This window comes from Enterobacter cloacae complex sp. P27C, assembly GCF_014895705.1.
Lineage (GTDB): Bacteria > Pseudomonadota > Gammaproteobacteria > Enterobacterales > Enterobacteriaceae > Enterobacter > Enterobacter bugandensis.
The window spans coordinates 468,975-483,984 of sequence record NZ_JADBQB010000004.1; the positions used below are offsets into that span (position 1 = coordinate 468,975).

The following is a 15,010-nucleotide window of genomic DNA, read 5'->3' on the forward strand; positions in this document are numbered from 1 at the left end:
CGAGACTCCTTAATGGAAACTGTGTTCTTCACCCGGGTAAACACCGGATTCAACGTCGGCAATATACTGCCTGACCGCAGCGCGCATGTCGCCCGCTTCAGTGAGGAAATTTTTGGCAAATTTCGGGATATGCCCGCCTGTAATACCAAAGGCGTCGTGCATCACCAGAATCTGACCGTCGGTCACGTTGCCTGCACCAATACCAATCACCGGAATGGAGAGTGCGTCGGTGATGCGTTTCGCCAGCTCAACCGGCACGCACTCCAGCACCAGCAGCTGTGCGCCAGCGGCTTCCAGCGCCAGGGCATCCTCAAACAGCGTCTGCGCTGCGTCGCCGCGGCCCTGCACCTTATACCCGCCAAAGATGTTGACGGACTGCGGGGTCAGGCCCAAATGACCACACACCGGCACGGCGCGTTCGGTGAGCATTTTCACCGTATCCACCAGCCAGGCGCCGCCTTCAATTTTGACCATGTTAGCGCCAGCGCGCATCACTGCCGCCGCGTTTTCAAATGCCTGCTCTGGCGTGGCATAGGCCATAAACGGCAGGTCGGAAAGCAGAAGGCAGCCTGGCGCACCGCGGCGTACCGCACGGGTGTGATATGCAATATCTTCGACCGTGACCGGCAGGGTGGAATCATGTCCTTGTACCGTCATCCCTAACGAATCCCCGACCAGCATGACGTTGATCCCCTCTTCGGCAAACAGTTTGGCGAAGCTGTAGTCATACGCGGTGATGGTGGCGAAGCGTTTTTTTTCCTGTTTGCATTTCTGCAGTAAGGAGATGGTGGTTGGTTTCATACTGTTTCCTGATAGCCCAAAAGCGAATCTTTGCGCATTCTAACAGTAACATTCGAGGGAACAATGATTTTAGGCAACCGATTAACCACAATTATTTTGTGGTCAACCGGTGAGGGAAGAGGATCACCAGCGAGCGGGTCTTTCCGCGTTCAGGTTGTCCAGAACGGCCTTGAGCGGGATGCCTTCCGGGAAGGTGAGATCGGGCGCCACTTCAAAGAGCGGCCAGAGCATAAAGCCACGATTTTTCATGTCGTAATGCGGTACGGTGAGGCGTTCAGTGTTAATCACCTCATGGCCGAACAGCATAATATCGAGATCAAGCGTGCGCGGCCCCCAGCGTTCGGCTTTGCGTACGCGCCCCTGCTGCAGTTCGATGCGCTGAGTGTTGTCCAGCAGCGTTTCGGCATCGAGGGATGTTTCCAGCACCACGGCGGCGTTCAGATAATCAGGCTGATCCTGCGGGCCTAGCGGCGGCGTGCGGTAAAAGGAGGAGACCGCCACGATACGGCTTTGCGGGATCTCACCCAGCGCCTGTACGGCAGCATTCACCTGCTCCAGCGGAGAGGCTAAATTGCTGCCGATGGCGATATACGCGAGGGTCATGCTGTTCCTTCACGCCGCGGTGCGCGTTTGCGCGGACGACGATGACGGCGACGCGGGGCAGGTTCTTCATCCAGCCCGGTCAGCATATCTTTCTGCTCCGGCGGGGCGGAAACCTGGAATTCGGCCCACCACTGCGCCAGGCGCTGCAGCTCCTGATTGCGTTCAGTTTCCGCACGCAGCGACAGCAGGTCGAAGGCGGCGCGGAACTTTGGATGCTCCATCAGCTTCCAGGCACGTTTGCCCTGACGGCGGGACATGCGCAGCTGAAGCTGCCAGATGTCGCGCACCAGCGTGGTAATACGTTTTGGGATAGCCAGCGTGCGGCACCCTTCGTCCAATACATCGTTCGCGGCCAGCGCGAAGGCATCGTAATAGGCGAGGCCGCTCTCCTGGGTGATTCTTTGAGCCGTTTCCAGCAGCGGGTACCAGAACATTGCCGCAAACAGGAATGCCGGGTTCACGCGCATATCGTTATGGATGCGGGTGTCAGTATTTTTCAGCACCTGCGCAATCATCCGCTCCATTGGGCTGTCACCGTTTTCGGTGAAGTAACGGGTAATGGTCGGGAACAGAGGCTGGAACAGGTTGTATTCGCGCAGCAGATTGTAGGTTTCGAACCCGTAGCCGGCCTGCAGCAGCTTCAGCGCCTCTTCAAACAGGCGGGCAGGCGGCACGTCGTTAATCAGCGTCGCCAGACGCGGGATCGGCTCTGCGGTTTCCGGGCTGATGCGCATGTTCAGCTTGGCGGCAAAACGCACGGCGCGCAGCATGCGCACCGGATCTTCACGATAGCGCGTTTCCGGCGTGCCGATCAGGCGGATCAGACCCTCTTTCAGGTCCTGCATGCCGCCGACGTAATCACGCACGGTAAAATCCGCCACGCTGTAATAAAGGCTGTTGATGGTGAAGTCGCGACGCTGGGCATCTTCTTCGATAGAGCCGAAGATATTGTCGCGCAGCAGCATACCGTTCTGGCCGCGCTGTGACGTGGTGCGGTCGGATGCACCCGCTTCGTGGTGGCCGCGGAAGGTCGCCACTTCGATGATTTCCGGCCCAAACATCACGTGAGCCAGACGGAAACGGCGGCCAACGAGACGGCAGTTGCGGAATAATTTACGCACCTGCTCGGGCGTGGCGCTGGTCGTCACGTCGAAATCTTTCGGTTTTTTGCCCAGCAGTAAATCACGCACCCCACCGCCAACGAGATAGGCCTCGTAGCCCGCTTTATTCAGACGATAGAGTACCTTGAGGGCATTTTCACTGATATCTTTGCGGGAAATATTGTGCTGCTCACGCGGAATAACCGACATGTGTGGCTGTGCAATAGCGTCGTTCGCCATGCTCTCTTCGCGACTTAGCACTTTTCGGCAAAAATTAGCGACTCGGGTAAAAATGGTACACCTCGTAGTGTGTTTTGTTATGAAAAAAGCGGCTAATCATAGCTCAGCGCAACGCATTTGAGAATGCTGGATTTTTGGCACTGCCGCGAGCGTCCAGTTGGCAATGGCTATTTTCAGCAATTCGTCAATGCGCAGATCCTGCCATTCGTTGGTTACATTCTGGTTGAGAAATCGCAGCGCGTCGATCAAAACAGGACGCGGATCGCCGTCTGGCAGGGCCGGGGCGTGGTTCTGCTTGGAGAGCTTAACGCCCTGCGCATTGACCGCCAGCGGCAGATGAATGTAATCCGGCACCGTCCAGCCAAACTGATGATAAAGCGAGATTTGCCGTACGGTCGGTTCGACCAGGTCCGCCCCGCGCACAATTTCCGTCACGCCCTGGAAATGATCGTCGACGACCACCGCCAGGTTATACGCAAACAGACCATCACGACGGTGAATAATAAAATCTTCACATGCCAGACGTTCATCCGCCCTAATCTCACCGGAGAGCCGATCGTGGAAGCGGGTGACGGGCGCGCGCTGTAGCAAGCGTACGGCGGCATTTTCCGGGGGAAGATTCAGCGTGCGGCAGTGGCCGTCATACACACCTCCCACGCTCTGGATACGCGCGCGGGTGCAGGTGCAGTTATAGGAGAGTCCCTGAGCGCTGAGCCAGGCCAGACGTTCCCGATAAGCCTCATGACGTTGTGACTGCCACAGAACGTTGCCGTCCCAGTGAAGACCGTAATGTTCCAGCTGACGCAGAATGGTGTCTGCAGCACCGGGAACTTCACGCGGAGGGTCAATATCTTCGATGCGGACGAGCCATTTACCCTGACTGGCGCGAGCCTGCAGGTAGCTGCCAAGCGCGGCAATTAATGAGCCGAAGTGTAATTCACCGGAAGGAGATGGCGCAAAGCGCCCGATATAGTGTGATTCAGACATATCAACAGTAACAAGGCGGGAGAGACTCCCGCCTTTGAAGTGTATAAACAGCGCTGGCGTTAGCCGGCCATCTGTTTTTCGCGGATTTCGGCCAGCGTTTTACAGTCGATGCACAGATCGGCGGTTGGACGCGCTTCCAGGCGACGAATACCGATTTCAACACCGCAGGATTCGCAGTAGCCAAAATCTTCGTCTTCGACTTTTTTCAGCGTTTTCTCGATCTTTTTGATCAGTTTGCGTTCGCGGTCACGGTTACGCAGTTCGAGGCTGAACTCTTCTTCCTGAGCGGCACGGTCTACCGGATCCGGGAAGTTAGCAGCTTCATCCTGCATATGCGAAACGGTGCGATCCACTTCATCCCTGAGTTGATTACGCCATGCTTCAAGAATACGCTTGAAGTGCGACAGCTGGGCTTCGTTCATATACTCTTCGCCCGGCTTCTCTTGATACGGCTCCACCCCAGCGATGGCGAGAATACTCAGGGACGATGTTTTACGGTTTTGCCCTTCTTGCATGTTGCTTCTCCTTAACACGCACTATCGATCCCCGTGTTGGGGGAAAAATCAGGTCGCTATAAATAGCAGATGCTTTTCCGTATGGCAATTATCTAAACGTAACACTTGACAAGCCTGTGAGGAAAAGCGTATTTGCGCACGCGGCCAGAACACTTATTCATCAATCGTCTAATCCCTTATAAGACAATGGGAAGAGACGATCTCAGAGTCATATTATCGGCAGAAAGTTCCGCTTTATAAGCTAAAACCTCTACCCCCTGCTTTTGTGCCTCATTCAACAGTTGTGCGTATTTAGGATCGATATGGCGGGCAGGGGAAAACCGTTCAATCGCTGTATGCAACACCGCAAACAGCAATACGGCGCGTTTGCCCGCCGCCGCAACACTCATTAGCTCTCGCAGATGCTTCTGCCCGCGCAGCGTTACCGCATCCGGAAAGAAGCCGTTTTCCTGTTCCGCTAACGTCACTGATTTTACTTCAATATAGCACTCAGGACGGCCTTCCGCCTGTAACATGAAGTCAATTCTGCTGCCTTCATCGCCGTATTTCACTTCTGTTTTATGCGTACCGTAACCCACCAGTTCGGGAATGGCGCCATTCGTCAGCGCTTCCTTAACCAGCTGATTTGCACGCAGAGTATTAACACAAATAAACGCCCCGTTTTGCGTTTCGGTTATTTCCCAGGTATGGGGATATTTGCGTTTAGTATTTTCTGAAGTGGAATACCAGACCGTGTCACCCGGTGCGGCGCAACCGGTCATGGCGCCGGTGTTGGGGCAGTGCAGGGTGAGCTCTTCGCCTTCCGGCGTCACCACGTCGGCGAGGAAGCGTTTGTAGCGTTGGATCAGCGTGGCGGACTGGAGTGCAGGACTAAACTTCATCGGAATTCCTTGTGGTGTCGCCCAACGTCCAGCGCTGTAGCGGCCTGTAGCGGGTGCGTCCCCGTGCAAAGACGGATTCATAAAGCGCGAATTCATTAACCGGAAAAGCCCAGTGAAAACCCGGCGGCGGAATGGCAACAGCCTGACCGGCATCGCGCAGCAGCGTGACGTGCGGATGAAACGGCTGCGGGCTCTGGTAACAGCCGCTGCGCGCTGCCTGCGCGCGCAACATATTGGCGAGCTGTAACAACCCGCGCGGCGGCTGGCGCGTACCCAGCCAGACCACGCGCGAACGCAGCCACTGACCCGCATCGTCAAGGTGCAGCGTAAACGCCGGCTGGACAATACGCCCGGCCATGGCGGCTAATGCCCGCTGTTTTTCGGCGCTCACGTCACCCAAAAAGGCCAGCGTCAGGTGCAGGTTTGCCGCCGCAACGGGTCGGCCCGCTTCCGGTGGAAAATGTTCCGCGCGCCAGCGAACGATTTGCCGCTGAAGGGGGGTGGGCAATTCAATGGCAAAAAACAGCCGTTTCGAATCAGACATACGGGGGACTCGGTAATGATATGCGCCGATGCTACAATGTACGCCGACTAATGTTAACCCTCTGGAGCTGTTAGTGTCCTCATTGCCGGTCGCCGTCGTTCTTCCTGAGCTTCTCGCTGCCTTACAACATGCCCCGCAGGTTTTGCTTAACGCGCCTACGGGGGCGGGTAAATCTACCTGGCTGCCGCTGCAGATCCTTAAAGAGGGGAAGATTGCCGGGAAAATTATCCTGCTGGAGCCGCGCAGGCTGGCCGCGCGCAACGTGGCGCAGCGCCTGGCGGAACTGCTGAATGAAAAACCGGGTGAAACGGTAGGCTACCGGATGCGCGCCGAAACCTGCGTCGGCCCGTCCACGCGGCTTGAGGTGGTCACCGAAGGCATTCTTACCCGCATGCTGCAAAACGACCCGGAGTTGAACGGCGTCGGGCTTGTGATCCTGGATGAATTCCACGAGCGCAGCCTGCAGGCCGATCTGGCCCTCGCGCTGTTGCTCGACGTTCAGCAGGGGCTGCGCGACGATCTGCGGCTGCTGATTATGTCGGCGACGCTGGATAACGAGCGGCTACGACAGGCATTACCCGATGCGCCGGTCATCATCTCAGAAGGACGGGCATTTCCTGTTGAGCGGCGCTATCAGCCGCTTCCTGCCCATCAGCGCTTTGACGAAGCGGTAGCTATTGCCACTGCTGACCTGCTTCGCCAGGCGCCCGGCTCGCTGCTGCTGTTTTTGCCCGGCGTGGGGGAGATTCAGCGCGTGCAGGAGCGGCTGGCCTCCAGGGTGGGCAGTGACGTACTGCTTTGCCCGCTCTATGGCGCCCTGTCGTTGACCGAGCAGCGTAAAGCCATCCTTCCCGCCCCGGCGGGGCAGCGTAAAGTCGTCCTGGCAACCAACATTGCCGAAACCAGTTTAACCATCGAAGGCATTCGCCTGGTGGTGGATAGCGCGCAGGAGAGGGTGGCGAGCTTTGATCCGCGCACCGGGCTGACTAAACTGCTGACACAACGCATCAGTCAGGCGTCAATGGTGCAGCGCGCGGGCCGTGCGGGGCGTCTTGAGCCGGGTATTTGCCTGCATTTGACCAGCGCGGAGCAGGCTGAACGCGCGGCACAGCAAAGCACGCCGGAGATTTTACAAAGCGATCTCTCCGGGCTGGTGATGGATCTCCTGCTTTGGGGTTGCCCGGATCCTGAACAGCTCACCTGGCTTAATCCACCGCCTGTCGTGAATCTCGCCGCCGCGCGCAGCCTGCTCACCCAGCTTGGCGCGCTGGAAGGGGAACGTCTGACGGCGCGCGGTCAGAAAATGGCGGCGCTGGGCAACGATCCGCGTCTGGCGGCGATGCTGGTGGCCGCTCAGGGCGAAGATGAAATTGCCACAGCGGCGAAACTGGCGGCTATTCTTGAGGAGCCGCCGCGCGGAGGCAGCAGCGATCTGGGGCAGGCGTTTTCGCGCAATCAGGGAAACTGGCAGCAGCGGGCGCAGCAGCTGTGCAAACGCCTGAACTGCCGGGGCGGTTCACCTGACGGCGATAAGATTGCCTCCCTTCTGGCGCTGGCCTTCCCGGACAGGATTGCGCGCCGCCGCGGGCTGGATGGACGCTACCAGCTGGCAAACGGCATGGGGGCGATGCTGGACAGCGATGATGCCCTGACGCGACATGAATGGCTGATCGCGCCGCTCCTGCTTCAGGGCAGCCAGTCTCCTGATGCCCGTATTTTACAGGCGATTGCCGTGGACATAGATGCCCTGACGCGTACCTGCCCGCAGCTGCTCCAGCAATCGGACATCATGGAATGGGATGACGCTCAGGGGACGCTAAAGGCGTTTCGGCGTAGTCAGATTGGCAAACTGATCCTCGGGACGAAACCGCTGGCGAAGCCGTCGGAAGAAGAGTTACACCAGGCAATGCTGAACGGCATTCGGGAAAAGGGCCTTAACGTCCTGAACTGGACGCCGGAAGCTGAACAGTATCGCATTCGTCTGCACTGCGCCGCGAAGTGGCTACCGGAATACGGCTGGCCCGCGGTGGATGATGAGACGCTGCTCGCGACGCTTGAGCAGTGGCTGCTGCCGCAAATGAGCGGCGTGCACTCTCTGCGCGCCCTTAAGGCGCTTGATGTTAAGACCGCGTTACAGAATTTACTGGACTGGTCATTACGTCAACGTCTGGATAGTGAGCTTCCTGGGCATTACACTGTGCCCACCGGGAGCCGGATTGCCATTCGTTATCATGAGGATAATCCTCCGGCGCTGGCGGTTCGGATGCAGGAGATGTTTGGTGAGGCAACCACGCCGTCTATTGCGGAAGGGCGGGTGCCGTTGGTGCTTGAGCTGCTCTCGCCTGCGCATCGTCCGTTGCAGATCACCCGCGATCTGGGGGCGTTCTGGGCGGGAAGCTACCGTGAAGTGCAGAAAGAGATGAAAGGGCGCTACCCCAAACACGTATGGCCGGACGATCCGGCGAATACGGCGCCGACGCGGCGGACGAAGAAATATTCGTAGTGGGGAAAGTGCGGTCTGATGCCCTCACCCCGGCCCTCTCCCACGGAGAGAGGGAGAAAACCAATTTTGAGAGATTTCTTCTTTCACAGGCCTGTGGAAGAAAAGAAAATCTGGCCTTTGCGCCTGAAAGTTGCGGAGAAAAAGCATGGCGGGGAATGACCGCGAGCCAATAGGACGTAAGGGAAAACCCGCGCGTCCGGCGAAAGAAAAGGTAAGCCGTCGTCGCCTCAGAGATGAGGAGTATGACGATGACTATGAAGACGATTATGAGGATGAAGAACCCATGCCGCGTAAAGGAAAAGGCAAAGGGCGTAAGCCTCGTGGGAAGCGCGGCTGGTTCTGGCTGCTGCTGAAGCTGTTCATTGTTTTTGTTGTGCTGATCGCGATTTACGGCGTTTATCTGGATCAGAAGATCCGCAGCCGTATCGACGGGAAAGTCTGGCAATTGCCGGCGGCAGTGTATGGTCGCATGGTGAACCTTGAGCCGGACATGTCCATCAGCAAGAACGAGATGGTGAAACTGCTGCAAGCTACGCAGTATCGTCAGGTCACGAAAATGACCCGCCCGGGCGAATTTACCGTCCAGGCGAAAAGCATTGAGATGATCCGCCGCCCGTTCGACTTCCCGGACAGCAAAGAGGGGCAGGTGCGCGCGCGTCTGACTTTTGACGGCGATCGGCTGGAAACCATTGAGAACATGGACAATAACCGCCAGTTCGGTTTCTTCCGTCTTGATCCGCGTCTGATCACCATGCTCTCGTCCGCCAATGGCGAACAGCGCCTGTTCGTGGCGCGTAACGGCTTCCCGGATCTGCTGGTGGATACCCTGCTGGCAACCGAAGACCGCCATTTCTACGAGCACGACGGTATCAGTCTCTACTCCATCGGCCGTGCGGTGCTGGCGAACCTGACTGCGGGCCGTACCGTGCAGGGAGCGAGTACGCTTACCCAGCAGTTGGTGAAGAACCTGTTCCTCTCCAGCGAGCGTTCTTACTGGCGTAAAGCCAACGAAGCGTACATGGCCGTGCTGATGGATGCGCGCTACAGCAAGGATCGTATCCTTGAGCTGTACATGAACGAGGTGTACCTCGGCCAGAGCGGCGATAACGAGATCCGCGGCTTCCCGCTGGCGAGCCTGTACTACTTTGGCCGTCCGGTGGAAGAGCTGAGCCTCGATCAGCAGGCGCTGCTGGTGGGCATGGTAAAAGGGGCGTCAATCTATAACCCGTGGCGTAACCCGAAACTGGCGCTGGAGCGTCGTAACCTGGTACTGCGTCTGCTGCAACAGCAGCAGGTGATTGACCAGGAATTATACGACATGCTTAGCGCACGTCCGCTGGGCGTGCAGCCGCGCGGTGGGGTGATCTCTCCGCAGCCTGCTTTCATGCAGATGGTGCGCCAGGAGCTGCAAAGCAAGCTCGGTGATAAGGTCAAAGATCTCTCCGGCGTGAAGATTTTCACAACCTTTGACTCGGTAGCCCAGGACGCTGCAGAAAAAGCGGCGGTGGAAGGCATTCCGGCGCTGAAGAAACAGCGCAAGCTGAGCGATCTGGAAACCGCGATGGTGGTGGTTGACCGCAATACCGGCGAAGTGCGCGCGATGGTGGGCGGCGCAGAGCCGCAGTATGCGGGCTACAACCGCGCGATGCAGGCGCGTCGTTCGATTGGCTCTCTGGCTAAACCGGCGACCTATCTCACCGCGCTGAGCCAGCCGAATTTGTATCGCCTGAACACCTGGATCGCCGATGCGCCAATCTCCCTGCGTCAGCCTAACGGCCAGGTCTGGTCACCGCAGAACGATGATAAACAGTTCAGCGGCCAGGTGATGCTGGTGGATGCGTTAACCCGCTCCATGAACGTACCTACGGTTAACCTCGGTATGGCGCTGGGTCTGCCGGCCATTGTCGATACCTGGCAGAAGCTGGGCGTACCGAAAGATCAGCTGCACCCTGTTCCGGCGATGATTCTGGGGGCGCTTAACCTGACGCCGATCGAAGTGGCGCAGGCGTTCCAGACCATTGCCAGCGGGGGTAACCGCGCACCGCTCTCTGCCCTGCGTTCGGTGATTGCCGAAGATGGCTCCGTGCTGTATCAGAGCTTCCCGCAGGCTGAACGTGCCGTTCCTGCGCAGGCGGCCTACATGACGCTGTGGACGATGCAGCAGGTTGTGCAGCGCGGTACCGGTCGTCAGCTGGGGGCGAAGTATCCTGGTCTGCATCTGGCGGGTAAAACCGGGACCACCAACAACAACGTCGATACCTGGTTTGCCGGTATTGATGGCCGTGAAGTGGTGATCACCTGGGTAGGCCGTGACAACAACCAGCCGACCAAACTTTACGGGGCGAGCGGGGCGATGTCGATTTACCAGCGCTACCTGGCGAACCAGTCACCTGTGCCGCTGAACCTGGTCGCGCCGGAAGATATCGTCGATATGGGCGTGGATGGTTCCGGGAACTTTATCTGCGGCGGCGGGATGCGTACCCTGCCGGTCTGGACGACCAACCCGGACTCACTGTGCCAGCAGAGCCAGCCTGAACAGCCAACGGGCAACCCGTTCGATCAATCTTCTCAGCCGCAGCAGCCGCAGCAACAACCGGCCCAGCAGCAGAACGAGAAGAAAGACAGTGATGGCGTGGCCGGCTGGATCAAGGATATGTTTGGTGGGAATTAATTAATTCCCTGAATAAAAAGCCGCTTTAATATAAAGCGGCTTTTTTGTTTTTTACATTCTGCAATTTTTAAAAAAATTAAATATCTAATTTAGAATTTTTAAGTTCTCATTTTTTTCATCTAAAACATGCATTTGAAATCTTCTACATGTTGCGTAACTTTATCCTCTCTGGACACAATGAAGAATAATCTGATGTAATCGCCATAAGAAATTCACTGGCTCAAAGGATATTCCTATTTAGTCAGTCATGTGTAACATGCTGGATAACATTTCGACTCAAAATATTTGTAGTGCGAATGGATGCCACAATTGTCAAATATAAGGATATTTTTCATGAACAAAAAAATTGTCTCTACATTTTTAGCCGGAAGCGTTATGGCCGCGCTGTCTCTGCCTGTATTTGCATCAAACGATTCCGGTACGGTGAACTTCGCCGGAAAAATTGTTGCCGATACCTGTGAAATTAACGTTGATGGCACAGGGACTAACGCTTCCACCGTCACTTTCGCAGATACCTATCCTTCGGATTTTGGCGCTGACGGTACGGTTGGCACCTCAAAAGCCTTTAAGATTGAAGTGAAAAAATGTGACCCGCTGGTCGCTAAACTGAACCTCAAGTTTAGCGGCACGACAACAGACGCCGCTAACAAGCGTTTGAGGAACGATCTGACTGGCGCAGGCAATGCGACCAACGTTGGCATCATCGTCAGCAATGAGAACGGCGCTAAAGGCGATGTTGTTTTCGACGGTTCAGTACCGGATACGGGTACCGATGTGAATAACGACGCGACCGGGGCAACGGCTTCTGTCTTTAACTACACCGCGAAAGTGATTCAGGTGGGGGATACCGCGCCAACCGCGGGCCATTACTCCTCCTCTGCAACATTCGAGGTTGTCTATCGCTAAGCAATGACGGGCAGCCTGAACGGCTGCCTTTTTGGAACATTGTATGAAGACTTTATTTAAATTGTTATGTGGTTGTTTAATTATTTCCTGCTGTTCAGTACAGGCAAGTGTTGTTCTCGGTGGTACGCGAATTATTTATCCATCGAATAAATCAGAAATTCAGATAGCACTTAAAAATAAAGATCCGCATACACGTTATCTGGTGCAAAGCTGGGTCACTTACCCCAATGATGCGAAAGCGCCGTTTATTATTACTCCCCCTGTTTACAAATTGCAGGAAAATCGTCAAACCCTTTTGCACGTTATTTTTACCGGCGATAAAAAAAGCCTGCCCGCAGACCGGGAATCTCTGTTTCTGGCAAACGTTAAATCCGTATCGGCACTCTCGCCGGAGCTGAAAGAGAAAAACACGCTGCAATTTGCGATGAAAACGCGCCTGAAGCTTTTCTGGCGTCCGGCTCAGCTGAAGGAAAGCGATGCCCTGGGAGCCTACGCAAAAATCACATTCCAGCGTCAGGGCGACACGCTAATTGCAAACAACCCGACCCCGTTTTACGTCTCGTTTGGCGAGCTGGCCGTTGGTGGGAAAAGTGTTCCGGTGAAAGAGACCAAAACCACGCCAGGCGCCATTTCAATGATGGTGGCTCCGTTCAGCGAGCAGCGTTTCGCGTTACCGAATTCAGCAAAGGGCGCGGTGACCTGGACGGCAATCAATGATTTCGGTGGGCAAACCCCACAGCGCAAGCAGGCTCTTTAAATCATCATGTTGGTATTTTATGTCGTCATCTCTGCTTCACAAACAGGTACTGTACGGGATCGCGCTGACGCTGCTCGCCGCGATCCAGCCTGCAAGTGCTGATGACGAATTTAACCTGCGGATCCTTGAGCTGGATACGCCCCTCGAAAATACCTCTACATTAAAAAACTTCATTAACGATAACGGGCTACTTGCCGGAAGCTACCTTACGACTGTTATGTGGGATCGGGACGTTGTGGATAAACGTCCCATCGCTTTCGTGCTGTCTGACGATAAACAGCGCCTGCTGCCGGAGCTGACGAAAGCGGATCTGCGCGATTACGGCGTGAAAGTCGACACGATCCCGGACTTAAAAGATCTGGATGACGGCGCTTATGTCCGCGATATCTCCCATTTCATTGAAAATGCCCGTTACGAATACAATCAGGATGACCAGACCCTGAAGCTGGTCATCCCGCAGGCGTATCGCGACCATGCTGCCGCTGGCGCGATACATCCAAAATTCTGGGATGACGGCGCGCCTGCCGCCTGGACAAGCTATCAACTCAGCGGTTCTCAGCAGCACTACAGTTCGGGCAAAACCTCTTCGACCTGGCTTGGCCTGGAGTCGGGGATTAACCTTGGGGCGTGGCGGCTGCGGAATAACAGCACCTGGAGCGACGCTTCTGGCTGGGAGGGCATTGCCAGCACGTTACAACGCGACATCAAAACGCTGAAAAGCCAGCTTGAGATTGGTCAGACATATACCAATGGTGAACTTTTTGACAGCGTCCAGATGACCGGCGTGAAGCTGGAAACGGATACTTCTATGCTGCCTGTTAGTCAGCAGGGCTTTGCGCCCGTCGTGCGCGGTATTGCCAATAGCGATGCGAAAGTCACTATCAAGCAAAACGGCTACACCATCTATCAGACAAACGTCTCGCCGGGGCCGTTTGAGATCCGCGATTTAAGCCAGGTAACATCCGGAGCCGATCTGGAAGTGACCGTCGAAGAGGCGGACGGCAGCGAGCATAGCTTCATCCAGGCCAGCGCGTCGGTGCCGGTGTTACAGCGGGAAGGCGGCTTTAAGTATTCGCTGGCCGCAGGGCGCTATCGCGGTAATGAAGGTGAAGACGAACCCACCTTTGCGCAAGGCACGGCCATCTATGGTCTGCCTTACGGCGTCACGGCGTATACCGGCGCGCTGGGTTCATCACTGTATCACGCGCTGCTGCTGGGGCTCGGTGCCGATCTGGGGCATTTCGGCTCCGCCTCTGTCGACCTCACGGCCGCGCGTACCGCGTTTGATGACGGGCGTGACGATGCCAGCGGTTTATCCTGGCGGGCGCAGTATTCAAAAGATATTCCCGATACGGATACCACCATCACGCTTGCCAGCTATCGCTACTCCACATCGGGGTTCTATACCTTTCAGGAAGCTATCGATCAGCGTGACAGCGAAATCGATGACGGCATTTATACCTACCGCAGAACTAATAACCGCCGTAGCCGCATGCAGCTCAACCTTTCCCAGCGGGTTTCTGACTGGGGCTCGGCCTATCTCAACGGCTATCAGCAGGACTACTGGGATATGGACGGCCATGAGCGTAGCGTCAGCGCGGGGTTCAGCTCCAGCTGGCGCGACATCACCTGGTCGATAAGTTACAACCTGACCCGCACGCCAGATGCCGATACCGACCGGCAAATGGCGTTGACGGTCAACATTCCGTTATCAAAGTGGCTGCCGAATTCCTGGGCAACCTACAGTGCCAATACCTCCAGTGGCGGATTTGTCTCGCATCAGGTTGGGCTTGGCGGTACCGCGCTGGAGGACAATAAGCTGAGCTACAACCTCCAGCAGACCTATGCCAACCAGGATACGGGCTACGGCGGCAGCCTGTCCGGGCGTTATCGCGGGGCTTCCGGTGAGGTAGGGATGGGGTACAGCTACGGTGGTAACAATCGGCAGTGGAACTACAGCGCTCAGGGGTCAATCGTTGCTCACGAGCATGGCGTAACGCTGGGGCAACCCGTACGCGACGCCTTCGCCATTGTGCACATTAAAGATGGTGATAACGTCAAAGTGCAAAACGGGCGCGGTATCGCGACGGACCGTTTTGGTAACGCGATTGTTCCTTCTCTGACGGCCTACCGGCACAACATCATCACCGTGAATACGCAGGATCGGGAAGATATTGATATCGACGCGGCAACGCTGGATCTCGTGCCGACGAAAGGGGCGGCAGTGCCGGCCACGTTCGACGCGCGCGTGGGACGACGCGCGCTGGTGACCTTGCTCTACGCGGGTAAGCCCGTGCCGTTTGGTGCCCTGGTGGCGCTGGACAACACCACGGCCATCGTGGGCGATGATGGGGAGGTTTACCTGACCGGGCTGTCCGGCAAAACAACGTTTAGCGTGCAGTGGGGAGAAGAGCGCGATCGGCAGTGTCACGGGACGCTGGATCTTCCCTCGCACAGCGCGGCAGGGATCGTGAAAGCCACGGTCAACTGCCTTAACTGAGG

Annotated in this window: 12 protein-coding genes; 5 read left to right on the forward strand and 7 right to left on the reverse strand. The window is 56.5% G+C overall.

Going from position 1 to position 15,010, the window contains the following annotated elements; all coding sequences use genetic code 11:
- Positions 1-9 precede the first annotated feature (9 nt).
- From panB to thpR, 7 genes are all read right to left on the reverse strand, one after another.
- Positions 10-801 (reverse strand): 3-methyl-2-oxobutanoate hydroxymethyltransferase, encoded by a 792-nt coding sequence (gene panB, locus IM291_RS10875; protein WP_063438126.1) that lies wholly within the window; start codon positions 799-801, stop codon positions 10-12.
- A 123-nt stretch (positions 802-924) separates the two neighbouring features.
- Positions 925-1,404, reverse strand: coding sequence for a 2-amino-4-hydroxy-6-hydroxymethyldihydropteridine diphosphokinase (folK, locus tag IM291_RS10880; RefSeq protein WP_047367349.1), 480 nt, complete (start codon positions 1,402-1,404; stop codon positions 925-927).
- A complete protein-coding gene (pcnB, locus tag IM291_RS10885; protein WP_028015552.1) occupies positions 1,401-2,798 on the reverse strand; it encodes a polynucleotide adenylyltransferase PcnB in 1,398 nt (465 codons plus the stop codon). Before pcnB ends, folK begins: the two co-directional genes overlap by 4 nt.
- A 42-nt stretch (positions 2,799-2,840) precedes the next feature.
- Positions 2,841-3,731, reverse strand: a complete 891-nt coding sequence (gene gluQRS / locus IM291_RS10890) for a tRNA glutamyl-Q(34) synthetase GluQRS (RefSeq protein ID WP_192986837.1) — start codon at positions 3,729-3,731, stop codon at positions 2,841-2,843.
- A 59-nt stretch (positions 3,732-3,790) separates the two neighbouring features.
- Positions 3,791-4,246 carry an RNA polymerase-binding protein DksA gene (gene dksA / locus IM291_RS10895; protein WP_013095632.1) on the reverse strand — a complete coding sequence of 152 codons (456 nt, stop codon included), beginning with the start codon at positions 4,244-4,246 and terminating at the stop codon, positions 3,791-3,793.
- 176 nt (positions 4,247-4,422) lie between these two features.
- Positions 4,423-5,127, reverse strand: a complete 705-nt coding sequence (gene sfsA / locus IM291_RS10900) for a DNA/RNA nuclease SfsA (protein WP_041911210.1) — start codon at positions 5,125-5,127, stop codon at positions 4,423-4,425.
- Positions 5,117-5,671 (reverse strand): RNA 2',3'-cyclic phosphodiesterase, encoded by a 555-nt coding sequence (thpR, locus tag IM291_RS10905; protein ID WP_059357885.1) that lies wholly within the window; start codon positions 5,669-5,671, stop codon positions 5,117-5,119. The genes sfsA and thpR overlap by 11 nt, the downstream gene beginning before the upstream one ends.
- A gap of 73 nt (positions 5,672-5,744) precedes the next feature.
- On the opposite strand from thpR, the gene hrpB reads away from it, so the two are divergent.
- The 5 genes from hrpB (at position 5,745) to IM291_RS10930 (ending at position 15,008) form a co-directional block, all read left to right on the forward strand.
- The gene (gene hrpB, locus IM291_RS10910) at positions 5,745-8,174 is read left to right on the forward strand and encodes an ATP-dependent helicase HrpB (protein ID WP_192986839.1); all 2,430 of its coding nucleotides are present in this window, start codon (positions 5,745-5,747) and stop codon (positions 8,172-8,174) included.
- A gap of 145 nt (positions 8,175-8,319) precedes the next feature.
- Complete coding sequence (mrcB, locus tag IM291_RS10915) at positions 8,320-10,845, forward strand: bifunctional glycosyl transferase/transpeptidase (protein WP_045631651.1); 2,526 nt, start codon at positions 8,320-8,322, stop codon at positions 10,843-10,845.
- 333 nt (positions 10,846-11,178) lie between these two features.
- Positions 11,179-11,751: a fimbrial protein gene (locus IM291_RS10920; RefSeq protein ID WP_126326320.1), complete on the forward strand. Its 573-nt coding sequence runs from the start codon at positions 11,179-11,181 to the stop codon at positions 11,749-11,751.
- 43 nt (positions 11,752-11,794) lie between these two features.
- Positions 11,795-12,508 (forward strand): molecular chaperone, encoded by a 714-nt coding sequence (locus IM291_RS10925; RefSeq protein ID WP_192986871.1) that lies wholly within the window; start codon positions 11,795-11,797, stop codon positions 12,506-12,508.
- 19 nt (positions 12,509-12,527) lie between these two features.
- Complete coding sequence (locus tag IM291_RS10930; RefSeq protein WP_192986840.1) at positions 12,528-15,008, forward strand: fimbria/pilus outer membrane usher protein; 2,481 nt, start codon at positions 12,528-12,530, stop codon at positions 15,006-15,008.
- The last annotated feature ends 2 nt before the right edge of the window (positions 15,009-15,010 follow it).